Below are 25,078 nucleotides of genomic sequence, written 5' to 3' on the forward strand. Positions count from 1 at the left end.
TGGTGCTTATTTGTTCTTAACTATTTGGGCCGTGAAAGTGGCTTCAACGACAACGCGCTCTCCCACGAAGCCGTAGCCCTTCATTGACGATACGCCATGGCGCACAGGGGCGAGCAAGTCGACTTTAAACAGCAATGTGTCGCCCGGAACGACTTTCTGGCGGAACTTGACGTCGTCAATCTTCATGAAATATGTCGACCAACGCTCCGGCTCATCAACCGTGTTGAGTACCAACAGTCCGCCACATTGCGCCATTGCTTCAATCTGAAGGACACCCGGCATGACAGGTTCCTGAGGGAAGTGGCCCTGGAAGAACGGCTCGTTGCTGGTGATGTTCTTGACGCCAACGATGCTTGTTGCGCCGAGATAGATGACTTTGTCGACAAGCTGCATGGGATAGCGGTGGGGCAGTAGCTCCCTTATCCTGTTGATGTCCATTATAGGCTCCTCGTTCGGATTGTAAATAGGTGCCTGTATCTCGTGCTTGCGTATGTCGCGACGCATCTGGCGTGCAAACTTATTGTTGATGGTGTGGCCGGGCCTCGTGGCTATTATGCGTCCTTTGATGGGCTTACCTATCAGGGCCATGTCGCCTATAATGTCAAGCAGCTTGTGGCGTGTGCATTCGTTTTCCCACACCAGGGGCTTGTGCTGTATGTAGCCAAGCTCGGTGGCGTCGCGGTGCTCGACATGGAGCATGTCGGCCAATTTGTCAAGTTGCTCTTGTGAAATCTGCTTTTCGTATATGACGATGGCGTTGTCAAGGTCGCCACCCTTGATGAGACTTGCCTTAAGCAGCGGCTCAATGTCGCGTACGAACACGAATGTGCGCGCAGGGGCAATCTCCTTCGAGAAATCCTCAACCTTGTCGAGAGTTGCAAACTGGCTGTTAATGAACTTTGAGTTGAAGGAGCACATTGCCGTAAGGCTGAATTCGTCGTCGGGCAAGATTGTTATGCACGAACCGCTCTCTTCGTCTTTTACTTCAATCTTTTTTCTGATCACGTACCAGTCTTTCGGGGCGTTCAGCTCCTCTATGCCGACCTCGTTGATTTTGTCAATGTACATTGCGGCGCTGCCGTCGAGGATGGGGAATTCCGGCCCGTTAACCTGTATGAGGCAGTTGTCTATGCCCAGTGCATAGAGCGCTGCAAGTCCGTGTTCAACTGTAGACACCCTCACATCGCCTTTGCCAAGCACGGTGCCACGTTGCGTATCGACCACGTTTTCAGCCACAGCGTCGATGGTTGGCATGCCCTCAAGGTCGATGCGTTGTATTTTATAACCTGTATTTTCGGGAGCCGGGTTGAATGTAACCGTCAGACTGAGTCCTGTATGCAGCCCTTTGCCACAGAGCGAGAAACTGCCCTTCAGCGTCATCTGTTTCATCATACGTTGATTTTATTTGTTTTTTAGTTCATCTACTTGTTTCTTCAGTTCATTTATCTCTTTGTAAAGTTCAGGCAATTTGCGGAAGATGGCCTGCGACTTGAAGTAAGCCTTGGGTTCCATCGGCGGCGTACCGATGAGCGTCTGGTCGCCTTTGATGTTGCCGGGAACTCCCGACTGGGCGCCAAGGAATGTTTTGTCGCCAATATGAATGTGCCCGGCTAAGCCCACCTGGCCGCCGAACATGCACCAAGCTCCAACTTTTGTGCTGCCGGCTATGCCCACTTGTGCAGACATCACCGTATTCTCGCCAATCTCGACATTGTGAGCCACTTGTATCAAGTTGTCGAGCTTAACGCCCTTGCGTATCACCGTGCTGCCCATGGTAGAGCGGTCTATGCAGGTGTTGGCGCCTATCTCTACATTGTCTTCAATCGTGACAATGCCTATTTGGGGTATCTTGTCATAGCACTCGGTGTTGGGGGCGAAGCCGAATCCGTCGGCACCTATCACTGCGCCGGCATGCACCACTACATTGTTGCCAAGCTGGCATCCCTGGTATATCGTGACATTGGGATATATTATGCATCCGCTGCCCACCGTGACCCCGTCGCCAACCACGGCATGGGGGTAGATTTGGGTGCCGTCGCCTATGGTGGCGCCGTCGCCTATGCAAGCAAAGGCACCAATGTAAACGTCGTTACCGACTGTTGCCGACGGCGAGATTGATGCCAGCGGGTCGATGCCTTTCTTCTTTGGCTTGGCCGACTCGTACAGTTGCAACAGCTTGGCAACGCACTCGTAGGCATTGTCTACCCTGATGAGTGTGGCCTTTACGGGCTTGTCAAGCACCATGCTGTTGTCTATCAGCACTATGCTTGATTCTGTGTCATAAATATAGTGAATGTATTTGGGGTTGGAAAGAAACGATATCGCTCCCGCCTTGCCCTCTTCAATCTTGGCAAAAGTATTGACGGTGGCATTGTCGTCGCCCTCCACTTTTCCGCCGATGTAACTTGCAATTTGTTTCGCTGTAAATTCCATCTTAATAGTTATATTGGCCTAATTAATTCTGCAAATATAGCAATATTTATTTAGATACGTTGATAACAGAGGTAATATTTTCTTATTTTTTTAGAAAGCAGCTCGACATTGAGCAGTTCGGAAGCCTTTGAAATGTCTTTGGTTGTTCCGTCGTCATACATTATGGTTATGTTGTCGTCGTCCATGTCGTACATGTCTTTCTGTATTGTGTTGACCACGACAAAGTATTTGGAGTCATTCTTGTCGATGCCAAGGTGGCCGCTTACATGTTGTGATATTTCTTCAACATATTCTTCACTGAACGGGGTGTCGCTTACCTCGACCTTGAAGATGTGCCGGTTGACCATGTTGTCGGCAAGTGTCGACAGAATCTTGTCGTCATGGTGCATCCACACCTTCAGTGCGCACCATATGTCATTGTCGTCGAGTTCGCGATAGACATCAATCGTTTCCGGGTGTTCGTCGAACCATTTGGCATCAACGTCATTGTCGAGAAAGAACTTCAATGACGGCGGCGCAAACACAGTGCAACCGCTGCGTGCCAGGGCCTTGGCCCTGTTGAGGGCGCTGATGAGCACGCTCTCGTAGCCGACGGCTGTCTTGTGGAGATAGACTTGCCAGTACATCAGCCTGCGCGAGGTGAGGTAGTTTTCTATTGAAAATATGCCTTTGTGCTCCACCACGAGGTTGTCGTCATGCACGTTCAGCATCTTTATTATACGCGCACTGCCGATGTTGCCCTCGTTGACACCTGTAAAGAAACTGTCGCGCCGCAGGTAGTCGAGCCTGTCCATGTCGAGCTGGCTGCTGATGAGTTGGTGCAGGTAGTTCTTGGGGTATTCGTTCTTGAATATCTTGATGGCCAGGTTAAGCTGGTCGCCCAGCTCATGGTTTATCTTTCCCATCATCATCAGCGATATCTCTTCGTGGGATATGCCCTTGAACAGTGTGTGTTCAAGCACATGGCTGAACGGGCCGTGCCCTATGTCGTGCATCAGTATTGCCGCCTCGACGGCCTCTGCCTCGCTGTCGAAAATGAAGTTGCCCTTTTGCCTCAGTGTGGCAATGGCCTCGCTCATCAAGTGGAACGCCCCTATCGAGTGTTGGAAACGTGAATGCCTTGCCCCCGGATAGACCACAGAAGCCAAGCCGAGTTGGTTTATCCGCGTCAGCCTCTGCATGAGCGGATGCTGCACTATGTTGAGAAGCAGTCCGCGCGGAATCTTTATGAACCCGAAAACAGGGTCGTTGATTATCTTGTAGTCGTTCATGTGGGTTATATGTTGAAATCCTTCATTGTGCCTGCACCGTCGGCAGGATTGCCGTATGCCACCACTTGGGCCATGCTTGCCTGCGGCTGCCGCTACCGCTCCATGCAGGCATGTGGGGCGCATTTTTCGTTACAAAAGGGTGGGGCATGGGCCCCCGGCGGTTGTATGGCAAGCCGAAACAGGCCATATTGAATCGTGAAACGGGCTGTATGAGGTGGCCGCAAGGGCCATTTCGGCACTTAACGATGGCCCGTTTGTAAGTAGTTGTAAATGATATCGTTATCGCGCTTGTGCCATTCTTTCCTATTGCATTACAAAAGAAGGAGCCTGCCGACTCCTTCTTTTGTCGCATGTCTAATCAATGTTGGGGTAGGCTAATGCTGCCGCTCACAGCCGGGCCAGCTCCGTTTCCATCTCTGCCTGCAGCTCGCGTGCCTTTTCGGCAGCCGTGGCTGCAAAGTCCTCGCCGCTGCCCGCATATATTATTCCCCTCGATGAATTCACCAGCAGGCCACAGTCTTTGGTCATGCCGTATTTGCACACTTCCTGCAGACTGCCTCCCTGGGCGCCAACGCCGGGAACGAGCAGGAAGTGGGTGGGGGCCACCTTGCGTATGTCTTCAAACATCCTGCCTTGTGTTGCGCCTACCACATACATCATGTTCTGGTCGTTGCCCCATTTTTGCGAGGTCTTCAGCACGCTCTCAAACAGACGCTCTCCGTTGGCAAAGGGTGTCATCTGGAAGTCGTGCGAGCCCTTGTTGCTTGTCAGTGCAAGCAGTATCACCCACTTGCCTTCGTAGGTGAGGAACGGCGTGACACTGTCTTCACCCATGTATGGCGCCACGGTCAGGGCGTCGACATCATACTCGCCAAAGAATGTCCTGGCATACATGGCCGATGTGTTTCCTATGTCTCCGCGCTTGGCGTCGGCAATGATGAAGTGGTTGGGGTATGATTCCTTGATGTAGCCCACCGTCTTCTCGAATGAAGCCATGCCTTTCAGCCCTGCCGATTCGTAGAATGCAAGGTTGGGCTTGTATGCCACACAGTAAGGTGCGGTAGCGTCGACAATGGCTTTGTTGAATGCAAATATAGGGTCGTCGTCTGCCAGCAGATGGCTTGGAATCTTGCTTATGTCAGTGTCAAGGCCGACACACAAGAATGTCTTTTTCTTGAAAATCTGCTCTGTCAGTTCTTTTCTGTTCATGGCGTTTGTCGGATATTGATGTTTATAGTTCGTTGTCTTTCATTCGCTCAGCGTTTTCGGCAACAGTCAGTGCATCGATGAGTGCCTGTATGTCGCCGCCCAAAAATCCCTGCAAGTCGTGGGTGGTATATCCAATCCTGTGGTCGGTGACACGGCCTTGCGGAAAGTTGTAAGTACGTATCTTGGCGCTTCTGTCGCCTGTCGACACAAGCGTCTTGCGGCGGTTGGCTATGTCGTCTATGTATTTCTGGTGCTCACGGTCATATATGAATGTGCGCAATCTCGACAGGGCGCGCTCCTTGTTCTTGGGTTGGTCGCGCGTCTCGGTGCATTCTATCAGTATTTCCTCCGTCTCGCCGGTATTCGGGTTCTTCCACGGATAACGCAGCCTGACACCCGATTCCACCTTGTTGACATTCTGTCCTCCTGCGCCCGAGCTCCTGAACGTGTCCCACTTGATGTCACCTTCGTTTATGTTCACTTCAAACCGGTCGGCTTCAGGGAGCACGGCCACAGTGGCTGCGCTGGTGTGCATGCGTCCCTGGGTCTCGGTGGCCGGCACGCGCTGCACGCGGTGCACGCCCGACTCATATTTCAATGTGCCGTAAACGTTGTCGCCGCTGACGGCAAAGTCTATTTCCTTGAATCCGCCGACAGCCCCTTCACTGACACTTGTTATGGCCAACGACCAACCTTTTGAGTCGCAAAACTTCTTGTACATCTGGAACAAGTCGCCTGCAAACAAGGCGGCCTCGTCGCCTCCAGTACCGGCCCTTATTTCCATTTGCACGTTCTTTGCGTCCTCCGGGTCTTTTGGGACAAGGGCCATCTTAATCTCATCTTCAATTTTCGGCTGCAGCGCTTCGTTTGCCGAGAGCTCCTCCCTGGCCATCTCTTTCATTTCAGGGTCGCTCTCGTTGGCCAGTATGTCTTTTGCTTCGGCTATGGAGTTAAGGCACGCCACGTAACGCCTTCGGGCATCCATGATGTCGCCCAGTTCCTTGTATTCGCGTGTGAGCTTGACGTATCGTTCCTGGTCGGCAATGACGGCAGGGTCGGTGATGAGCGTTGCCACCTCCTCGTACCTGCTCACCAATCCGTCAAGTTTCTCAAGTATGCTATTGTTTTCTGGCATATATGTCAGTCGTATTCAAATGTTCCAAACTCGCTCTTTATCGTAAGGCACTTCTTTCCCTCTTCGATATGGCCCACTACCTGTGCCTCTATGCCGAACTGCCGGCTTATTGAGATGATGTCGTCTGCAAGCTCTTTGCTTACATATATTTCCATCCTGTGCCCCATGTTGAACACCTTGTACATCTCCTTCCAGTCGGTTCCGCTTTCTTCTCTAATGATGCTGAACAATGGTGGTACGGCAAACATGTTGTCTTTCACCACATGGCAGTTGTCGCCGACAAAGTGCAGGACCTTGGTTTGGGCCCCTCCGGTGCAATGCACCATGCCGTGGATGTCGTGGCGGTGCTTGTCGAGTATCCTCTTAATGACGGGGGCGTAGGTGCGCGTTGGCGACAGCACAAGCTGCCCGGCGTCGACATCCAGGCCGTCTATCCTTTGGTCCAGGTGGTAGTGGCCGCTGTACACCAGGTCGGACGGCACCGCATGGTCGTAGGTCTCGGGGTATTTCTCTGCCAGGTATTTCGCAAATACGTCGTGGCGGGCGCTTGTCAGTCCGTTGCTTCCCATGCCGCCGTTATACCTGTCTTCGTATGTGGCCTTGCCGAAAGAAGCCAGTCCGACAATGACGTCGCCCGGACGGATGTTGGCATTGTTTATCACGTCGCTCCGCTTCATTCTGCATGTCACCGTGGTGTCTACGACGATGGTGCGCACAAGGTCGCCAACGTCGGCCGTTTCGCCTCCGGTTGCGTATATTCCGATTCCCATCTCCCTCATCTGCTTGAGCAGTTCGTCGGTGCCGTTGATGATTGCCGAGATTACTTCGCCCGGCACGAGCATCTTGTTGCGGCCGATTGTGCTTGACACTAATATGTTGTCGACGGCACCGACACACAGCAGGTCGTCGGTGTTCATAATGAGTGAGTCTTGCGCAATGCCCTTCCAAACTCCGAGGTCGCCAGTCTCTTTCCAATATGCGTAGGCCAACGACGATTTTGTTCCAGCCCCGTCGGCATGCATTATGTTGCAATATTCAGGGTCGCCACCCAGTATGTCGGGTATTATCTTGCAAAATGCTTGTGGGAAGATGCCCTTGTCTATATTCTTTATCGCGTTGTGAACATCTTCCTTTGCGGCGCTGACACCGCGCATCATGTATCGGTTGCTATTCTCCATATACCTTAATTTGTGTATTGTTATTTGTCGGCCGGGCCGGCTTATGGTCAGTCCTGTTCCTTGCCATGCCAGAAGTCCCAGCTGGCAAAGGCCTGCAGCAGCAGCATCTCGAGCCCGTTCTTTGTGTTTGCGCCATGCTCGGCACCTTTCTTCATGAACAAAGTGGTGTCGGGATTGTATATCAAGTCATATAGGATTGTGCGGTTGTCCATGGCTTCGTAGGGCAGTTTGGGGCACTCTTCCGTGTGGGGATACATGCCGCACGGAGTACAGTTGACTATTACGTTGTACTCCTTTATTATGTCGGGTGTTATGTCCTCATACTGAATGGTGCCCGGACGTTGGTATCTGCTGACAAACACTGTTTCCAGGCCGAGGGATTTCAACCCGTAGTCCACGGCTTTTGAGGCGCCCCCAGTTCCGAGTATCAATGCCTTCTTATGGAATTTCTCAAGCATTGACTCTATGCTCTTGGTAAATCCAATCACATCGGAGTTATAGCCTTTCAATCTGCTTTTGCCGCCTTCCCTTGTCACCTTGATTACATTGACAGCCCCGATAGCCATAGCCTCCTGGCTTATGGCGTCGAGGAAAGGCATGACTTTCTGCTTGTATGGGATTGTCACGTTGAGCCCGCGCAAGTCAGGGTTAGAATCAATGACTTCCGGGAGCAAGTCGATTGTGGGTATCTCGAAGTTCTCATAAACAGCATCTATCTTCTCGTCGATGAATTTCTGGTTGAAATAACTTATTGAGAACGAATGTACGAGCGGATACCCTATGAGGCCATATTTATCCATAACGTTGTTGTTTATTTCTTAGCCATGTACATGGTGCATATACCAAAAGTCAGTCGCTTGAACGACGCAGACGTAAAGCCGGCGCCCTTGAGTATGCCAATCATAGTCTCCCCCTGTGGGAATGCCTCTATCGTGGCCGTCAGGTAGCTGTATGCTTTGTCGTCCTTAGAAATCATCCTTCCGTACATCGGGAGGATTGTGTGCGAATAGACGCGGAATAGTTGCTTCATTGGGAAGCTCACCGGGGTGGTGAGTTCGATGATGCACAACACGCCGCCTTTCTTCAGCACACGTTGCATCTCTCTCAGTCCCTGTTCCAAGTCCTCAAAATTCCTGATGCCAAAGGCTGCCGTGACGGCATCGAAACTTTCATCGCCAAACGGCAAATGCATGCAGTCGCCCTTTGTGAATGATATTGTGCCGTCCAAGCCTTGTTGTTTCACCTTGTTGCGGCCTATCTCCATCATGCCTTCGCTCAGGTCTATCCCGACAAGTTTCGACGGGTTAAGCATCTTTGCGGAGAGTATAGCGAAGTCCCCCGTGCCTGTGGCGACGTCGAGTATTGTGCCGGGGGCGTAAGGCTTCAGTTGCGATATGGCCTTGCGTCGCCAACATTTGTCAATGTCCCATGACAGGCGGTGGTTGAGGGCGTCGTAAGAGTGGGCAATCTGGTCGAACATCTGTTCGACCTGTTTGCCCTTGCTCTCACGTCCGCTATACGGCTTTATCTCCTCTTGTCTGTACATTATTATATACGGGAATGTTTGGAAAGGGGTGCTGAGCCTGCTTATCTGGTCTTGAGGTAAGCGCTCACGTTCTTTTCGATGCGTGCGGCAATATCACCTTCTTCGGCAGCTTTGTCAAACTTCTCGCCGGTGATATGCTCGTAAAGCTCAATGTACCTGTCGCTCACGCTTGCTGCGTATTCGTCGGTAATCTCAGGCATTTGCTGTCCGGGCTCGTTCATGAAGTTGTGCTCTATGAGCCATTGGCGTACAAACTCCTTTGACAGTTGGCGCTGTGGTTCGCCTTTCTCAAATTTCTCCTCGTACCCGTCGGCGTAGAAATAGCGGCTTGAGTCGGGTGTGTGTATCTCGTCGATGAGGTATATTTTGCCGTCTCTCTTGCCGAACTCATACTTAGTGTCAACCAATATAAGCCCTTGCCTGGCAGCTATTTCCTGGCCTCTGTTAAAGAGTTTCCTTGTATAGTCTTCCACAACGGCATAGTCTTCGGCTCTCATAATGCCCTGTGCAATGATCTCTTCCTTTGATATGTTGAGGTCATGGCCTTCGTCGGCCTTTGTTGTCGGGGTTATTATCGGTTCGGGGAACCTCTGGTTCTCTTTCATGCCCTCAGGCAACTTGACGCCACAAATCTCCCTGCAGCCTTTCTTGTATTCGCGCCATGCCGACCCTGTCAGTATGGAGCGGATAATCATTTCGACACGAAACCCTTCGCACTTTAGCCCAACAGTCACCATAGGGTCTGGCGTTGCAAGTTTCCAGTTTGGGCAGATGTCGCTTGTAGCGTCAAGGAACTTGGCTGCTATTTGGTTAAGAACTTGCCCCTTGAATGGTATGCCTTTGGGGAGTACTACATCGAAAGCTGAAATTCTGTCCGTAGCCACCATGACCATCAAGTCATCGTTTATATTGTACACGTCGCGTACTTTGCCGTGATAAACACTCTTTTGGCCTTCAAAATGGAAATCAGTTTTTGTTAATGCTTTCATTGTTGCTATTTTTAAGTTTCGTTTCTTTGTTCTCTTTAGCCTTGTCAAACGCCTCGTAAGCGTTCACTATCCGCGTTACGAGCTTGTGGCGAACGATGTCTTTCTTGTTGAGTGTCACGACCCCGATGCCTTCGATGTTCGACAGTATGTTGAGCGCCTCTTTCAGTCCGCAAGACTGTTCGCGTGGCAAATCTATCTGTGTCAAGTCGCCGGTGATTATCATCTTGGTGTTCCATCCCATTCGCGTCAGGAACATACGTATCTGTGCCGGTGTGGTGTTCTGCGCTTCATCCAATATGACCACGGCGTCGCTGAGTGTCCTTCCGCGCATGAACGCAAGCGGGGCGATTTGGATTATGTGCTTCTCCATCATGTCCTGCAGGCGCGCCGCCGGTATCATGTCTTCCAGTGCATCGTATAGTGGTTGCAGGTAAGGGTCAATCTTGTCTTTCATGTCGCCGGGCAAGAACCCCAGTTTCTCGCCGGCTTCGACGGCAGGTCGGCTTAGCACAATCTTCTTGATGGCCTTCTCCTTCAGCGCCTTTACTGCCAAGGCTATGCTGAGATAGGTCTTTCCCGTACCGGCCGGCCCTACGGCAAACACCATATCGTTTTTGTTGTAGGCATCTATCAGCCTCTGCTGGTTTTCGCTGCGCGCTTTCACCGGTCTGCCACTTACGCTATATACTAACACCCCTTCGGGTATCTCGTCTTGGGTCTTGTGGCCATTGACTATGTCAAGGATGTCTTCCGACCGCAGAGAGTTGAATTTTATGATGTGCTTGCGCATTGCCTCGATGTTATCTTCAAAGGCACACATCTGTTCTTCGTCGCCCAGTACGCGTATGACATTGTCGCGTCCTACTATCCTAAGCTTAGGGAAAAGCGCCTTGATCATCTGCAGGTGAACGTTGTTCACGCCGTAGAATATCACCGGGTCAATGTCCTCAAGTACGATATGTTTCTCTATCAATTTTATGCTTCCTTTATTTCCATCTGCAAAATTACAGAAACTTTTTAATATCTTGCTATTTTTTATTCTCTTTTTAATGCGCAACGGTGTCATTGCCGTTAAAATGAATCCAGCCGGCAAGTTTTGTCCGGTGCATTAATATGGTGTATGCTATTTTTGCCCCAACCATAATTTCAATTGGAATAAAAATGTTATCTTTGCACGGTAAACAATGGTTTGAGCAACTGATGAAGGTTTCTAAAAACAGATATCTACTTGGGTTTATGAGTGTTGTGGCCGTGCTGGCTGTTGTCCGTTGTGTTTTTCCGGATGTCGCCAAGCCTAAGGCGGGCGATGCCTATGGCCAGGTGGACGAACCGGCCGACAGCGTGGGCGCAGTGGTACGGGCCGACACAATGACAAATGTAGCCGTAGCCAGGCGGTATTTGAGGCCGGACGGCACCACGGTGAAAAACAGGATTTACAGCGTTCCTTCGTTCCGCGAGACATTTCCTGACAACAACGACGTGCAGCTTGTGGCGGCAAGGCACAATGGTGTGCCGCCGGTTACCAACCGCGCTGAAGCGGAGCACAGGATGGAAGAGCTTGTGTATGTGGGCAGCAATCCCTATTTTTATGTAGACAAGTTGAACAGCAGCATACCTTACCTTGTGCCCAAGGCGGCTATTCTGTTGCAGGATATAGGCAGGGCGTATTTCGACAGCCTTTACATCAAGGGGATACCGTTGCACCAGATAATAGTGACGAGCGTTCTCCGAACCAAGGAAGACGTAAGGAAACTGAGGACAAGGAACGGCAATGCAACCGAAAACAGTTGCCATTTGTATGGAACCACTTTCGACATCTGCTACAATCGATACAAGACAATAGAAGACCCTGATGGCCCTGAGCGCCGGCAGGTGCGTAACGACACGCTGAAGTGGGTGCTCAGCGAGGTGTTGCGCGACTTCAGGGAGAGGGGCCGTTGCTACATCAAGTATGAAGTGAAGCAGGGCTGCTTCCACCTGACGGTAAACAAATGACACAGCCGCTTCTGTCTGCCATGCCTTGGGAGGCAGCGTGGATTGCGCCATTCAGGATGCCACGTCATATCCGCATTGGCTGTCAATAGGCTTGTTACATCAAGAAATGGCAATCCCCCTCGTCGCCAGAAACAACATGTATGGTGCGAGGGGGATTGTCTTTTGTTATTGCTTGGGGCGCTCGTCAGATGCATGCAACCGTAAGGCCGGCCATTACGATGCTCACCATCGACATCAGTTTGATGAGGATGTTCAGCGACGGACCGGATGTGTCTTTGAACGGATCGCCCACGGTGTCGCCCACAATCGTGGCCTTATGGCATTCGGTTCCCTTACCGCCGAAATGCCCTTCCTCCACCATCTTCTTGGCATTGTCCCAAGCTCCGCCCGAGTTGGCCATGAATACAGCCAGCGTGAAGCCTGTGGTCAGACCGCCAACAAGCAGGCCCATTACACCGCCAACGCCGAGCAGCACGCCTACGACAATTGGGATGATGATGGCCAGGAGGCTCGGGAAAACCATTTCGCGCTGCGCCGAGCGTGTGCTTATCTCCACGCAGCGGCCGTAGTCGGGCGTGGCCTTGCCTTCAAGTATGCCTTTTATTTCGCTGAATTGTCTGCGCACTTCGTTGACCATAGTCTGGGCGGCCCTGCCAACGGCGCCCATTGTCAGGCCACAGAACAGGAATGCCGCCATGCCACCGATGAAGGCTCCCACCAGCACCTTGGGGTTCATGAGGTTGACCTGGAAGAAATCCATGAAGTCTATCATGTTGGCAGTAGACGGGTTGAACATGTTGCCGGCATTGTCGATGAAGGTCTGGCCTTCGTTTACAGCGCGCTGCATGGCTATTTTTATCTCCTCGACATAAGAGGCGAGCAGGGCGAGAGCGGTGAGCGCAGCACTGCCAATGGCAAAGCCCTTGCCGGTTGCGGCGGTGGTATTGCCCAGAGCGTCGAGCGCGTCGGTGCGTTGCCTTACCTCTTCGCCCAGTTCGCTCATCTCGGCGTTGCCGCCGGCGTTGTCGGCAATGGGCCCATAAGCATCGGTAGCCAGCGTTATGCCAAGCGTTGAGAGCATGCCCACGGCGGCGATGCCAATGCCGTAGAGGCCTTTCGAAATGCTTTCTGCACTCATGGAGAGGTCGAAGTTGTTGGCGAAAAGATAGCTCAGCATTATTGCCACAGATATAGTTACCACAGGAATCATGGTTGATATCATGCCCGTGCCTATGCCCTTGATGATTACCGTTGCAGGGCCGGTCTGCGAAGCCTCGGCTATCTTCTGCGTAGGCTTATAGCTATGGCTTGTATAATACTCTGTAGCCTGGCCTATCACCACGCCGGCGGCAAGTCCGCTCAGCACCGAGAACGAAACGCCAACCCAGTTTTCAATCTGCATGAGGTAAAGTATGCAGAACGTAGCTATGGCTATGAGCACTGCCGCCACGTTGGTTCCGAGGCTCAGCGAGTGGAGCAGTTCCTTCATCGTCGCGCCTTCTTTTGTGCGCACAAGATATATTCCGAGCAGCGACAGGAATATGCCCACGGCGGCAATGATCATCGGTGCAATGACGGCCTTGAGCTGCATGTCGGCATTGATGGCAAAGGCCGTGGCGCCGATGGCAGCCGTACTCAGTATGCTTCCGCAGTAGCTTTCGTACAGGTCGGCTCCCATGCCGGCCACATCGCCCACGTTGTCGCCCACGTTGTCGGCAATGGTGGCCGGGTTTCGCGGGTCGTCCTCGGGTATGTTGGCCTCAACCTTACCCACAAGGTCGGCGCCTACATCGGCTGCCTTGGTATATATTCCGCCACCCACACGGGCGAACAGCGCCTGGGTCGACGCTCCCATGCCGAATGTAAGCATTGTGGTCGTTATAGTGACAAGGGCCATGTGGTCGCCGCTATAGAAATAGCTGAGCACTATGAACCACAAGGCAATGTCGAGCAGGCCCAGTCCCACCACGACAAGTCCCATGACAGCTCCGCTCCTGAAGGCAATCTTAAGGCCTCGGTCGAGCCCAGAGCGTGCGGCGTTGGCAGTGCGTGCCGATGCGTAAGTGGCTGTTTTCATGCCGAAGAAACCGGCAAGGCCGGAGAAGAATCCGCCAGTGAGGAATGCAAAAGGCACCCATGGATTTTGAACGTGGAGCACGTAAGCCATAAATGCGAAGATGAGAGCGAGCACGATGAATACGAGCGTCACAACTTTGTACTGCTGCTTCAGGTAAGCCATGGCACCGCGTCTCACATGACCGGCAATCTCTTTCATCCTTGCCGTTCCTTCTTCTTCTTTCATCATCTGGCGGAAGAAGACCCACGCCATCCCGAGTGCACATATTGATGCCAGCGGGATAATCCAAAATACCGATGGAATGTTCATAATAAGTGAATGTTTTAAGTTATTGGGTATGTTCTGTCTAAAGGTAGTATATCACACGGGCCGGACTATTGCCGGCCCGTGTTGGCGTATGGTTAGGCTTAGTCTTCGGGGTCAAAATCCGACAGGTCGCCGGCTTCTTCGTCGGGGTCGGCCTCAATGTCGAACGTCGTCCGATAGTTGTCTTCGTTGATGTCGTCTTCGTCAAACATGTCCGGGTCATCGGGCTCATCGTCATCTTCGTCCATGTCGTCGTAGTCGTCTTCCGGTATCTCGTCTTCGTCCTTGCTTTGGAATTGCAGGCGCGGTTTCTCCATCTCGGGCTTGGCCTTCGCGAAAATGGCCTCTACCCATGTGCCTTTGGCTATCTCAAGCACCTCGTAGCCGTCGGCCACCTTCTTGTCGAACATGCCGCCGGGCTTATGTAGCCTGTCTTTGGGGAGCGTGGTCGTAGAGATGTCGAATCCGCTCTCGATGATGTCTTTGATGCTCTGCGACAATGATTCCCATCCGCCGCCGAAGTTTCTGTCGAGCACCTCCATCAGTTTGGCGGCGGAGATATGGTGTATGTTCTCGTAGGTCAGGTCGGTCACGCGCATTATCGGGCGCTTTTTCACAGCCCAAACAGTAGTTGAGTTGTCGTCGAGTCTGATTTGCCCGACCTTATAGCCCATTTTTTCATATTTATTCTTTATAGGGGCCGAGTCGTCTTTTATTTCCTCTATGGTGAAAGCTCCGCGCATCAAGTCTGTGTAATGCCGCAGATTGTCTTTCATGTCGACATCTTTGTCGATGCCATCAAGCATTCGGAAAATGTCGTTTTCCTGCAAATCCCAAACGTTGTTTTTGGTCAATGTCTTTAGAGTGAGTGCCTTTTTAGCTCCTGGTTGTTTCATTGTCTGTGTTACTGTATGGTTTTTGATGCTGCAAATGTAAATACTTTATTTGTCATGTACAAGTTTTTGCTTGAAATTTTTTTGTTCTCCCGCTACCCCGTCGCAGAGCTTTGCCGGTGGCGTCTGCACGTGAGCGGGGCGGGTCAGGGCGGTAACATAACTTTACACTGACCGCGGCCGCCATCCGCAAGGCCGTCGCCACCGGCCAAAACGGCCTGTTCGGCACCCCCATACGTGCTGTTTGGGCCGTCGAAACGGCCCTCGCCGTGAGGCTTAATCGTGCATGTGGCAATACATTGTGGCACAGCGCGTTATGCAAGTGGCCAGAAAGTAGGGCGCCAATCGCTTTTTATTACTTTACTCATCAGTGGCTGCTGTTCTGCCACATGGTTTGAGCAAGCTTGCCGATGGCAAGTTGTCACATGTTTTTAGCGTTTTTTTATATTCTCATGCTGCTTATAATTCGATATAAATTATTACCTTTGTAGACAGATTATGTCACAACCATTAGCTGAGAGATTAAGGCCTCGCACCCTCGATGAATACATAGGGCAAAAGCATCTTGTAGGAGAAGGTGCCGTGCTGCGCAAGATGATTGACGCAGGGCGGGTGCCGTCGTTCATTTTATGGGGCCCGCCGGGCGTCGGGAAAACCACGCTCGCCCAGATAATAGCCAACCGGCTCGACACGCCCTTCTTCACGCTCAGCGCCGTCACCAGCGGCGTTAAGGATGTGCGTGAGGTCATCGACAAGGCCGGCCGCAGCCGTTTCTTCGACTCGGCCTCGCCAATATTGTTCATCGACGAGATTCACAGGTTCAGCAAGTCGCAGCAAGACTCGCTGCTCGGGGCAGTGGAGAAGGGGGTGGTAACGCTCATCGGCGCAACTACCGAGAACCCGTCTTTTGAAGTAATAAGGCCATTGCTGTCGCGCTGCCAGCTATATGTGCTCAAGCCGCTCGACGAGTCAGACCTGATGGAGCTTGTCAACCGAGCCATAACCAAGGACGTGGAGCTGAAGCAACGGAAGATAGAACTGAAAGAGACGGGGGCCATGTTTCGATACAGCGGCGGCGATGCGCGCAAGCTGCTCAACATACTTGAGCTTGTGGTTGAAGCCTCGCCAACCGACGAGGTGGTCATCACCGACGACATTGTGGTCAATCGCTTGCAGCAAAACCCGCTGGCTTACGACAAGGACGGAGAGATGCACTACGACATCATCTCTGCGTTCATCAAGAGCATACGCGGAAGCGACCCCGATGCGGCCCTGTATTGGCTGGCGAGGATGATCGAAGGGGGCGAAGACCCCAAGTTCATCGCGCGCCGCCTGGTGATAAGTGCCGCCGAAGACATAGGCCTGGCAAATCCCAACGCGCTGCTTTTGGCTAACGCCACCTTCGACGCTGTGATGAAGATAGGGTGGCCCGAGGGAAGGATACCGCTGGCGGAAGCCACCGTCTACCTGGCTACGAGCGCAAAGAGCAACTCTGCATACCTTGGCATAGACAAGGCCTTGGAGGTGGTAAGGCGCACAGGCAACCAGCCCGTGCCGCTGCACTTGCGCAACGCACCGACAAAGCTGATGAAAGACCTGGGCTATCATGACGGATACAAATATCCCCACGACTATCCCGGCAACTTCACCCGGCAGCAGTATCTGCCCGACGCTCTCGGCCGTGAACGCTTGTGGCATGGCCAGCACAATCCTCACGAGGACAAGCTAATCAAGAGGATGATTGATTGCTGGGGAGAACGATTTATGGAATAACGCTAATTTTATTTTTGAAGATGAAGATTGTTGTTTTGGATGGACACACGGTCAACCCCGGCGATTTGTCTTGGGGTGAGCTTGAAATGATGGGCGAGGTGGTGGTATATCCGCGCACCTCTGCCGATGAGTTGCTGGAACGGAGCAAGGATGCCGACGCCCTGCTTACCAACAAGGTGGTAATCGACGCCGATGCAATGGGCAAGTTGCCAAACCTGAAGTATATCGGGGTGTTGGCCACAGGATACAATGTGGTTGACATTAAGGCTGCCAAGGAGCACGGTGTGTGCGTCACTAATATCCCTGCATACAGTACTGACAGTGTGGCACAGATGGTGTTTGCCCACATTCTGAACATAACCAACAGTGTGGCCCACTATGCCGAGGCCAACCGCAAGGGGCGCTGGAGCAGCAATGCCGACTTTTGCTATTGGGACACCCAGCTGACGGAGCTGGCTGGCAAGACGATTGGAATAGTCGGGCTTGGGCATATCGGCAAGAAAGTGGCGCGCATAGCCCGCGACTTCGGCATGGATGTGTTTGCTTACACAAGCAAGCATTCGGCCTCGTTGCCCGACGGCATACAGAAGACTACGCTGGAAGGGCTTCTCGGTGTCAGCGACATACTTACCTTGCACTGCCCGCTCAACGACGACACAAGGGAGATGATAAACTCCGAGACCATAAAGAGGATGAAGCACGGGGCTATACTTATCAACACCGGCAGGGGGCCGCTTGTCAACGAATATGATGTGGCCTGCGCCCTGAAAAGCGGCCAACTGGGCGGTTATGGCGCCGATGTGATGTGCCAGGAACCGCCGGCAGCCGACAACCCGCTGTTTGATGCGCCTAACGCTTTCATCACTCCTCACGTGGCATGGGCCACTCTCGAGGCCCGTGGGCGATTGATGAAGACGGCCGTCGAAAACATAAAGGCGTTCGCCAACGGTGATCCCATCAATGTGGTAGGGTGATGAACGACGACGTTACCATAGCCACTGCCCAGCAACTCATCGAGTTTCTGGGTACTTTTGCCTTTGCCATCTCCGGCATAAGGCATGCGGCGGCCAAGCACTTCGATTGGTTTGGCGGCTACGTGTGTGGCATTGCCGTGGCCATTGGCGGCGGTACGATACGCGACGTTATGCTCGGGGCAACGCCGTTCTGGATGACAAATCCCATATATATTATATGTACGGCTTTGGCATTGTGCATGGTGATACTGTGCTCCAAGCGCATGGAGCGGCTCCAGAATGCTTGGTTTGTGTTCGACACCTTGGGCCTGGCGCTGTTCACCATAGCCGGCATACAGAAAAGCCTCGACTATGGGCAGCCGTTTTGGGTTGCGATAATAATGGGGTGCATCACGGGTTCTGCCGGTGGGGTGATACGCGATATCTTGCTCAACAACGAACCCGTGATACTTCGAAAAGAGATTTACGCCATGGCAAGCGTCGCCGGCGGCTTTGTGTATTGGGGGCTGTCGGAGCTGGATGTGGCCATACAGCTGACAGCCCTGCTCAGTTTCGTCATCACATGTGCCATCAGGTTTCTTGCCGTAAGGTATCATGTGTCGTTGCCACAGCTCAAGACCGACGACGAAATCAACAGAGTTGACAATGGTTAGTGCCATTGCCAACTCTGTTGTCATTGTTGTTCTGCTTTCTTGCTTTCGGCTGTTTGCGGCTTCTTTTTCCTCCTGTGTTTCTTTTTGGGCTCCTGTTTCTCCTGTGCGCCCTTGTCTTCTGTTGGTTTGGGCCTGCTCTTTTTGCCTTTCTTTTTCCTGTCGCCATGCCTGTTGCCCTTACCGTTGCCGCCGCTCTTCTTGGTCGTTACGTATTGCGGCCCGCTACCCAAGCCATCGGGCAATGGGGTCTTTTCCACTTCCTTCTCAAGGAATTTCTCTATCAGGCCAAACGCATACATGTCTTTGTCGCTCACAAACGTGATTGCAACACCGTCGCGGTCGGCACGGGCAGTGCGCCCTATGCGATGCACATAATCCTCGGCGTCGTGCGGAACGTCGTAGTTTATCACCATTAGGATGTCGTCAATGTCGATGCCTCGAGCAACAATGTCGGTGGCCACAAGCACGTCTTTCTGGCCCGACTTAAACTCATACATCACCTCGTCACGTTCCTGCTGGGTCAGGTCGCTGTGCATTTGGCAGCAGTTTATCTTCAGGTGCTTGAGCTCACGGGCTATTTCCTTTACCTTGTCTTTCTTGCCCGAGAAGATTATAACGCGCTTCAGCTGGTCGGTACTGAATAGGTATTTGATGATTCCAATCTTCTGTGACTCATAGCAAACATATGCCGATTGCTTTATCTTTTCTGCGGGTTTGCTGACTGCTATCTTCACTTCAACCGGGTTCTTCAGCAGTGTACGGGCCAGTTGCTGTATCTTTTCGGGCATCGTCGCCGAAAACATGATTGTCTGGACTGTGGCGGGCAGCTTGCTCGCAATCTGCATTATGTCGTCGCTGAACCCCATGTCGAGCATCCTGTCTGCCTCGTCAAGGACAAAGAAGCTGACCTTGCTCAAGTCTACATTGCCCATCCTGATGTGGCTCAGCAGTCGGCCGGGAGTGGCTATGACCACGTCGGCACCCAGCTTCAGGCTCTTCATCTCCTGGTCATATCTGTTTCCGTCATTGCCGCCATACACAGCAACGCTGCTCACCCCGTCTAGGTAATAACCGAAACCTTGCATGGCCTGGTCTATCTGCTGGGCGAGCTCGCGCGTTGGCGACATCACAATGCAATTGATGGAGTTCTGCGGATAGCCCCCGTCATCAAGCATGCTGAGTATTGGGAGAAGGTAGGCGGCTGTCTTGCCGGTGCCAGTCTGTGCCACTCCTATGATGTCGTGCTTGTCAAGAATTTCCGGTATGCACTTTTCTTGTATTGGTGTACATTCGTCAAAATGCATGTCGTAAAGCGCATCCAGTATGTTATCGTTCAGATAAGTTTCTTCAAATCTCATTAGTTTGGTGCTTTTTTGTAACAGAAATATGCAATAAAGAAATATAGTATATTGGGTATCCATGCCGCCAATATCGGCGGAGTGTTGGCATTGATTGCAAATGTTGAACTTATGGTTTGCAGCAGTATGTAAGAGAAACTGAGCGCCAGCCCGATGCCGAGGTACAATCCCATGCCGCCCTTGCGCTTGCGGGAGCTCAGGCTTGCGCCGATGATTGTAAGGATGAACGACGCAAAGCATGTTGCAATGCGCTTGTGATATTCTACCTCATACTGTACGACGTTGCCCGAACCGCGGTCTTTCTGCTTCGATATGTAGCGCTTTAGCTCTGGGCTCGTGAACGTTTCCTGCTGGCCTTTGCTGAATACCAAGTCCATAGGCTCCATCATAACGGTGGTGTCCATCTCCATTCCTGTGGTGATTTGTTCGCGCATTCCCTTCAACGTTCGTATCTTGTAGTTGATTGCTTTCCAATGATACCTGCTGTCAGAAATGGTGTCGTATTGTATGATGTTTGCCGTCATGTGGCTTACGAGTTTCTTGTTCTCAAACTTGTCGAGCGAAAATCCGTACCCCGTTTTGTGCACATTGTCATATTGGGCTATGTATGCAATGACCCCGGGGCCCACTTGCAACTGCACGTTGCTTGCCGAAGTGTTCTTCGTGTTGTTCTTGTAAAGCGATTCAAAATTGTGTCTTACCACCGTGCCTTGGGGGATTACGTAGGCGCCGAGGTAGAAGTTCAGAGCCGATATGAGGGCCGCTGATATCATGTATGGCCGCAACAGCCGTTTGAAACTCATGCCGCAGGCCATCATGGCTATGATTTCTGAATTGCCGGCCAGCTTCGATGTGAAAAAGATTACAGCGATAAAGACAAACAGCGGACTGAAAAGGTTGGCGAAGTATGGCACAAAATTGGCATAATAGTCAAAGACTATGGCTCGCAGCGGGGCGTTGTTGGTGCTGAACTTTGCCAAGTTTTCGTTTATGTCGAAAACGATAGAGATTGATATTATCAATGCTATCGAATATATATATGTGCCGATAAACTTCTTTATGATGTAGGCATCAATCTTCTTTATGTACCGCAGCGGGTTTGCAAAGTTGAGCACCCGTCCCACTTTTTGAAAGAAACGGGATGCGCCTGCCGTCCGATTCCTAATCGAACGCAACCGCTTCAAGGCCCTGTGACGTTTTCTTAAAGTGCTGTATTTCATATATTACAGGTGGCTGACCTAATTCTTTTTCACTGCTTAAACTCTGCGCCCGAGGTTATCTATCACCCCTTGCTTCCACTTGGTGAAATCACCCTGCATGATATGCCGGCGAGCATCAGACACCAGGCGCAAGTAGAATGCAAGGTTGTGTATGCTTGCTATCTGCATGGCGAGAAGCTCACCAGCCTTGAACAAGTGGTGAAGATAGGCCTTGGTGTATACCAAATCGACCTCGCAACCATCAGGGTCAATTGGTGAGAAGTCTTTTTCCCACTTCTTGTTCCTCATGTTCATCGTGCCGTTATAGGTGAAAAGCATGGCGTTGCGCCCGTTTCTTGTGGGCATTACGCAATCGAACATGTCCACTCCGCGCTCTATTGCTTCGAGTATGTTCTGCGGTGTGCCAACCCCCATTAGGTAGCGAGGCTTATCCTTGGGAAGTATGCCGTTGACCACTTCAATCATTTCGTACATCGTCTCTGTTGGTTCGCCCACGGCCAATCCGCCTATGGCGTTGCCGTCGGCTCCCTTGTCGGCCACGAATTTTGCAGCTTCCGACCTCAGGTCTTTGTACGTACATCCCTGCACAATGGGGAAAAGGCTCTGCTCATATCCATACAACGGCTCTGTCTCATTAAACCGTTTGATGCATCGGTCAAGCCATCGTTGCGTCATGGCGAGGCTCTTCTTGGCATACGAATAGTCGCTTTGTCCGGGCGGGCACTCGTCGAAAGCCATCATGATGTCGGCCCCGATGACGCGCTCGGTGTCCATTACGTTCTCCGGGGTAAATATATGCTTAGAGCCGTCTATGTGCGACCTGAACTCGCACCCTTCTTCGCGCAGTTTCCTGATACCGGTGAGTGAGAACACCTGAAAGCCACCTGAGTCGGTCAGTATCGGGCGGTCCCAGCCACCAAAACGGTGCAGTCCGCCGGCAGACTTCAGTATGTCGAGGCCCGGGCGCAAGTAAAGGTGATAGGTATTTCCCAGTATAATCTGGGCCTTCACCTGTTCTTTCAGTTCAGAAAAATGCACCCCCTTGACACTGCCGCAAGTACCCACGGGCATGAATATCGGCGTTTGTATCTGGCCGTGGGCCGTGGTAATGGTGCCAGCCCTTGCGTCGGACATGGGGTCGGTGTGTGTAAGTTCAAATGTCATTACTTCTTTTCTTCTTCAATTTCAAACTTCAACGGGTTGGCCACAAGTTCGTTTGTCAAGGCAAAATCCCACACATCCTGCACGTTCTCTACGTAATGGAAGTTGACTCCCTGCAGGTAAATGTCTGGTATTTCGTCAATGTCCTTCCTGTTGTCCTTGCACATCAGTATGTCCGTGATGCCGGCACGCTTGGCAGCGAGAATCTTTTCCTTGATCCCGCCTACAGGCAACACTTTGCCACGAAGCGTTATTTCGCCCGTCATGGCAGTGTTCTTACGCACCTTGCGTTGGGTCAGTGCAGAAGCTATGGAGGTGGCGATGGTTATCCCGGCCGACGGCCCGTCCTTGGGCGTTGCACCTTCCGGCACATGGATGTGTATGTTCCAATTGTCGAATATGCGGTAGTCTATGTTGAGCGTGTTGGCGTGTGCCTTTACATATTCGAGGGCGAGGATGGCCGATTCCTTCATGACATCGCCCAGGTTGCCGGTGAGTGTTAGCTTGGAACCCTTGCCTTTGCTCAGGCTCGTTTCTATGAACAGAATCTCGCCGCCCACACTTGTCCATGCCAAACCGGTGACCACGCCTGCGTAGTCGTTGCCCTGGTAGATGTCGCGGTAGAAAGGTGGCTTGCCAAGCAGGCCTTCTATCTCGTCTGGAGTGATTTTAGTGTAAGGCAGTTCCTGGTTCTTGGCCTTCATGAAGGCCAGTTTCCTTAGTGCCTTGTTTATTTGCTTCTCCAGTTGCCTTACGCCGCTCTCGCGAGTGTACTGTTCGATTATCTTCTCGATGGCAGCCTTGTTGAAAGTCAGCTTCTTTTCTTTGTCGAGGCCGGTGTTTTCTTTTTCTTTGGGAATGAGGTGACGGCGGGCAATCTCTATTTTCTCTTCGGTGATATATCCGCTTACCTCTATTATCTCCATACGGTCGAGCAGGGGCCTTGGAATGGTGTTAAGGTCGTTTGCAGTAGCTATGAACAACACCTTCGATAGGTCGTAGTCAACGTCGAGGTAATTGTCGTGGAACGCCGAGTTCTGCTCGGGGTCAAGCACTTCGAGCAGTGCCGACGCCGGGTCGCCGTTGACGGTGTTTTGCGTCACCTTGTCTATTTCGTCGAGCACAAAGACGGGGTTTGACGCGCCTGCCTTCTGTATGCTCTTTATTATCCGGCCCGGCATGGCACCTATATACGTACGTCGATGGCCGCGTATCTCAGCCTCGTCGTGCAGTCCGCCGAGCGACACCCTGACATATTTCCTGCTCATGGCTGCTGCGATACTCTTGCCGAGGCTCGTCTTTCCTACGCCCGGAGGGCCGTAGAGGCAGAGTATAGGCGACTTCAAGTCGCCCCTGAGGCTCAGCACGGCGATATATTCCAGTATCCTTTCCTTCACCTTTTCCATGCCATAATGGTCTTTGTCGAGCATCTTCTGTGCCCTGTTCAGGTTCAGGTCGTCCTTGGTGTAGTCACCCCATGGCAGCGACACAAGTGTCTGCAGGTAAGTAAGCTGCACGTTATACTCCGGGCTTTGAGGGTTCAACTGGTCAAGCTTGTCGGCTTCCTTATAGAATGTCTTGGCCACATCCTGCGGCCACTTCTTCTTCTCGGCCTTTTCGAGCAGCTCGCTCTTTTCCGGCGAGCTTTCGCCGTTGCTCATTTCAGCCTGCAGGTTCTTTATTTGCTGCTGCAGGAAGTAGTTGCGTTGCTGCTCGTCAATGTCGTCGCGGGTCTTGTTCCTTATGTCCTGCTTGAGGCTCAGCAGCGAGAGCTCCCTGTTGATTATGCGCATTGTGCTGAACAGCCGTTCCTTGATGGAGTCCTTTTGCAGCAGGTCCATCTTCTCCTTGATGGTGAAAGCCATGTTGGAGCAGATGAAGTTGAGCGCCATAATGTTGTTGTTGACATTCTTTATTGCAAAAGATGCCTCTTCGGGTATGTCGTCGTTGAGCTTGATGTATTCGTTGGTAATGTGGCGCAGGTCGTCCATTGCGGCCACAAACTCGCTGTCTTCCTTCTCCGGCACTATCTCTACCGCAGGCTCCACCTTGCCGTAGAGATACGGCTTCTTGCGTGTTATCTCGTTCAGCTTGAGCCTTCCGAAGCCCTGCACTATGGCGGTGATGTTGCCGTTTGGCAGCGACAGTATCTTCACCACGCGGGCATATACGCCGTATTCGTACAGGTCGGTCTTGCCGGGCTCGTCAACCTCGGGGTCTCTCTGGCACACAATGCCTATCATGATGTTGGCTTTTTCAGCCCTCTTCACCAAGCTCATGCTTGTTTCTCGCCCAATGAGGATAGGAGATACCACCCCCGGGAACAGCACAAGGTTCCTTACGGCAAGTATAGGCAGGGAGGTAGGCATGTCAGACGACTTGGACAATTCGCTGTAATCGCCTTCGATGTCTGCAATCATTGAGAAAGACTTATTTTGTTTGTTGTCCATTTAGAATCGTTATATTTTTTCGAGTTGCAAAGTTAAGCATTAAAATTGAATTGTGGAAATTGGCGGAATGGAATTTGCAAATGCCTGACATAAAAATGAGAGGACAACCGTTTGTGGCCGTCCTCTCATCTTCTGTACGCCTGCAGGGGGTCGAACCCTGGACACCCTGATTAAGAGTCAGGTGCTCTACCAACTGAGCTACAAGCGCATCCTTGTTGTTTCCTTCCTTCCTTTTGTACGCCTGCAGGGGGTCGAACCCTGGACACCCTGATTAAGAGTCAGGTGCTCTACCAACTGAGCTACAAGCGCATCGTTTGTTGTTTTGCGGGTGCAAAGGTACGCAGTTTATTTTATTCCACCAAACTTTTTGCCGATTTTTTTTACTTTGACCATCATTTTTCTTTGTTTCGCCCTGTTTTTTGCAGCCTGGCGGCAGTGTTTATGCCTGATAAGACCG

Annotated in this window: 19 protein-coding genes, 2 tRNA genes and 1 pseudogene; 4 read left to right on the top strand and 18 right to left on the bottom strand. The window is 51.9% G+C overall.

Annotated elements, in window-relative coordinates; translation table 11 throughout:
* Positions 1 to 6 precede the first annotated feature (6 nt).
* From M3089_RS03500 to M3089_RS03545, 10 genes are all read right to left on the bottom strand, one after another.
* Positions 7 to 1,392 carry a bifunctional UDP-3-O-[3-hydroxymyristoyl] N-acetylglucosamine deacetylase/3-hydroxyacyl-ACP dehydratase gene (locus M3089_RS03500; RefSeq protein ID WP_205110049.1) on the bottom strand — a complete coding sequence of 462 codons (1,386 nt, stop codon included), beginning with the start codon at positions 1,390 to 1,392 and terminating at the stop codon, positions 7 to 9.
* Between the two features lie 9 nt (positions 1,393 to 1,401).
* A complete protein-coding gene (gene lpxD, locus M3089_RS03505) occupies positions 1,402 to 2,433 on the bottom strand; it encodes a UDP-3-O-(3-hydroxymyristoyl)glucosamine N-acyltransferase (protein WP_249081770.1) in 1,032 nt (343 codons plus the stop codon).
* A gap of 50 nt (positions 2,434 to 2,483) precedes the next feature.
* On the bottom strand, positions 2,484 to 3,704 hold the full coding sequence (locus M3089_RS03510) for an HD domain-containing protein (RefSeq protein ID WP_249081771.1): 1,221 nt from the start codon (positions 3,702 to 3,704) through the stop codon (positions 2,484 to 2,486).
* A gap of 387 nt (positions 3,705 to 4,091) precedes the next feature.
* Positions 4,092 to 4,913: an orotidine-5'-phosphate decarboxylase gene (gene pyrF, locus M3089_RS03515; protein ID WP_249081772.1), complete on the bottom strand. Its 822-nt coding sequence runs from the start codon at positions 4,911 to 4,913 to the stop codon at positions 4,092 to 4,094.
* Positions 4,914 to 4,935: 22 nt separating this feature from the next.
* Positions 4,936 to 6,048 carry a peptide chain release factor 1 gene (gene prfA, locus M3089_RS03520; protein WP_249081773.1) on the bottom strand — a complete coding sequence of 371 codons (1,113 nt, stop codon included), beginning with the start codon at positions 6,046 to 6,048 and terminating at the stop codon, positions 4,936 to 4,938.
* Positions 6,049 to 6,053: 5 nt separating this feature from the next.
* Positions 6,054 to 7,226 (bottom strand): AIR synthase-related protein, encoded by a 1,173-nt coding sequence (locus tag M3089_RS03525; protein WP_249081774.1) that lies wholly within the window; start codon positions 7,224 to 7,226, stop codon positions 6,054 to 6,056.
* 47 nt (positions 7,227 to 7,273) lie between these two features.
* Entirely contained in the window at positions 7,274 to 8,026 is a 753-nt protein-coding gene (locus M3089_RS03530; RefSeq protein WP_205110036.1) for a shikimate dehydrogenase family protein, read from the bottom strand.
* 11 nt (positions 8,027 to 8,037) lie between these two features.
* Positions 8,038 to 8,772: a bifunctional demethylmenaquinone methyltransferase/2-methoxy-6-polyprenyl-1,4-benzoquinol methylase UbiE gene (gene ubiE / locus M3089_RS03535; RefSeq protein ID WP_205110034.1), complete on the bottom strand. Its 735-nt coding sequence runs from the start codon at positions 8,770 to 8,772 to the stop codon at positions 8,038 to 8,040.
* 41 nt (positions 8,773 to 8,813) lie between these two features.
* Positions 8,814 to 9,761 (bottom strand): phosphoribosylaminoimidazolesuccinocarboxamide synthase, encoded by a 948-nt coding sequence (locus M3089_RS03540; RefSeq protein WP_249081775.1) that lies wholly within the window; start codon positions 9,759 to 9,761, stop codon positions 8,814 to 8,816.
* Complete coding sequence (locus M3089_RS03545; RefSeq protein ID WP_205110030.1) at positions 9,739 to 10,734, bottom strand: PhoH family protein; 996 nt, start codon at positions 10,732 to 10,734, stop codon at positions 9,739 to 9,741. Before M3089_RS03545 ends, M3089_RS03540 begins: the two co-directional genes overlap by 23 nt.
* A 263-nt stretch (positions 10,735 to 10,997) precedes the next feature.
* Between M3089_RS03545 and M3089_RS03550 the strand changes: the two genes are divergently transcribed.
* A complete protein-coding gene (locus tag M3089_RS03550; protein ID WP_394802240.1) occupies positions 10,998 to 11,756 on the top strand; it encodes a DUF5715 family protein in 759 nt (252 codons plus the stop codon).
* A gap of 184 nt (positions 11,757 to 11,940) precedes the next feature.
* Here M3089_RS03550 and M3089_RS03555 read toward each other — a convergent pair whose 3' ends face one another.
* Complete coding sequence (locus tag M3089_RS03555; RefSeq protein WP_249081776.1) at positions 11,941 to 14,142, bottom strand: sodium-translocating pyrophosphatase; 2,202 nt, start codon at positions 14,140 to 14,142, stop codon at positions 11,941 to 11,943.
* 98 nt (positions 14,143 to 14,240) lie between these two features.
* Positions 14,241 to 15,035, bottom strand: coding sequence for a hypothetical protein (locus M3089_RS03560; protein ID WP_249081778.1), 795 nt, complete (start codon positions 15,033 to 15,035; stop codon positions 14,241 to 14,243).
* Between the two features lie 495 nt (positions 15,036 to 15,530).
* On the opposite strand from M3089_RS03560, the gene M3089_RS03565 reads away from it, so the two are divergent.
* Genes M3089_RS03565 through M3089_RS03575 form a run of 3 tightly spaced genes read left to right on the top strand, consistent with a single transcriptional unit; the run spans position 15,531 to position 18,432 of the window.
* A complete protein-coding gene (locus M3089_RS03565) occupies positions 15,531 to 16,805 on the top strand; it encodes a replication-associated recombination protein A (RefSeq protein ID WP_205110024.1) in 1,275 nt (424 codons plus the stop codon).
* Positions 16,806 to 16,825: 20 nt separating this feature from the next.
* Positions 16,826 to 17,779, top strand: coding sequence for a D-2-hydroxyacid dehydrogenase (locus M3089_RS03570; RefSeq protein ID WP_249081779.1), 954 nt, complete (start codon positions 16,826 to 16,828; stop codon positions 17,777 to 17,779).
* Positions 17,779 to 18,432: a trimeric intracellular cation channel family protein gene (locus M3089_RS03575; RefSeq protein ID WP_205110020.1), complete on the top strand. Its 654-nt coding sequence runs from the start codon at positions 17,779 to 17,781 to the stop codon at positions 18,430 to 18,432. Before M3089_RS03570 ends, M3089_RS03575 begins: the two co-directional genes overlap by 1 nt.
* A gap of 208 nt (positions 18,433 to 18,640) precedes the next feature.
* Here M3089_RS03575 and M3089_RS03580 read toward each other — a convergent pair.
* From M3089_RS03580 to M3089_RS03605, 6 genes and pseudogenes are all read right to left on the bottom strand, one after another.
* Positions 18,641 to 19,790: pseudogene (locus tag M3089_RS03580) on the bottom strand (DEAD/DEAH box helicase); the annotation flags it as partial.
* The gene (locus tag M3089_RS03585) at positions 19,790 to 21,010 is read right to left on the bottom strand and encodes an LptF/LptG family permease (protein ID WP_249081780.1); all 1,221 of its coding nucleotides are present in this window, start codon (positions 21,008 to 21,010) and stop codon (positions 19,790 to 19,792) included. The gene M3089_RS03585 and the pseudogene M3089_RS03580, both read right to left, overlap by 1 nt.
* A 36-nt stretch (positions 21,011 to 21,046) precedes the next feature.
* Positions 21,047 to 22,174, bottom strand: a complete 1,128-nt coding sequence (tgt, locus tag M3089_RS03590; protein WP_205110014.1) for a tRNA guanosine(34) transglycosylase Tgt — start codon at positions 22,172 to 22,174, stop codon at positions 21,047 to 21,049.
* Positions 22,174 to 24,621: an endopeptidase La gene (gene lon / locus M3089_RS03595; RefSeq protein ID WP_205110012.1), complete on the bottom strand. Its 2,448-nt coding sequence runs from the start codon at positions 24,619 to 24,621 to the stop codon at positions 22,174 to 22,176. Before lon ends, tgt begins: the two co-directional genes overlap by 1 nt.
* 135 nt (positions 24,622 to 24,756) lie before the next feature.
* A tRNA-Lys gene (locus M3089_RS03600) sits at positions 24,757 to 24,829 on the bottom strand.
* Positions 24,830 to 24,857: 28 nt separating this feature from the next.
* Positions 24,858 to 24,930 (bottom strand) — tRNA-Lys (locus M3089_RS03605).
* Between the last annotated feature and the right edge of the window lie 148 nt (positions 24,931 to 25,078).

Origin of the sequence: Marseilla massiliensis, from assembly GCF_023336985.1 — a bacterium.
Lineage (GTDB): Bacteria > Bacteroidota > Bacteroidia > Bacteroidales > Bacteroidaceae > Prevotella > Prevotella intestinigallinarum.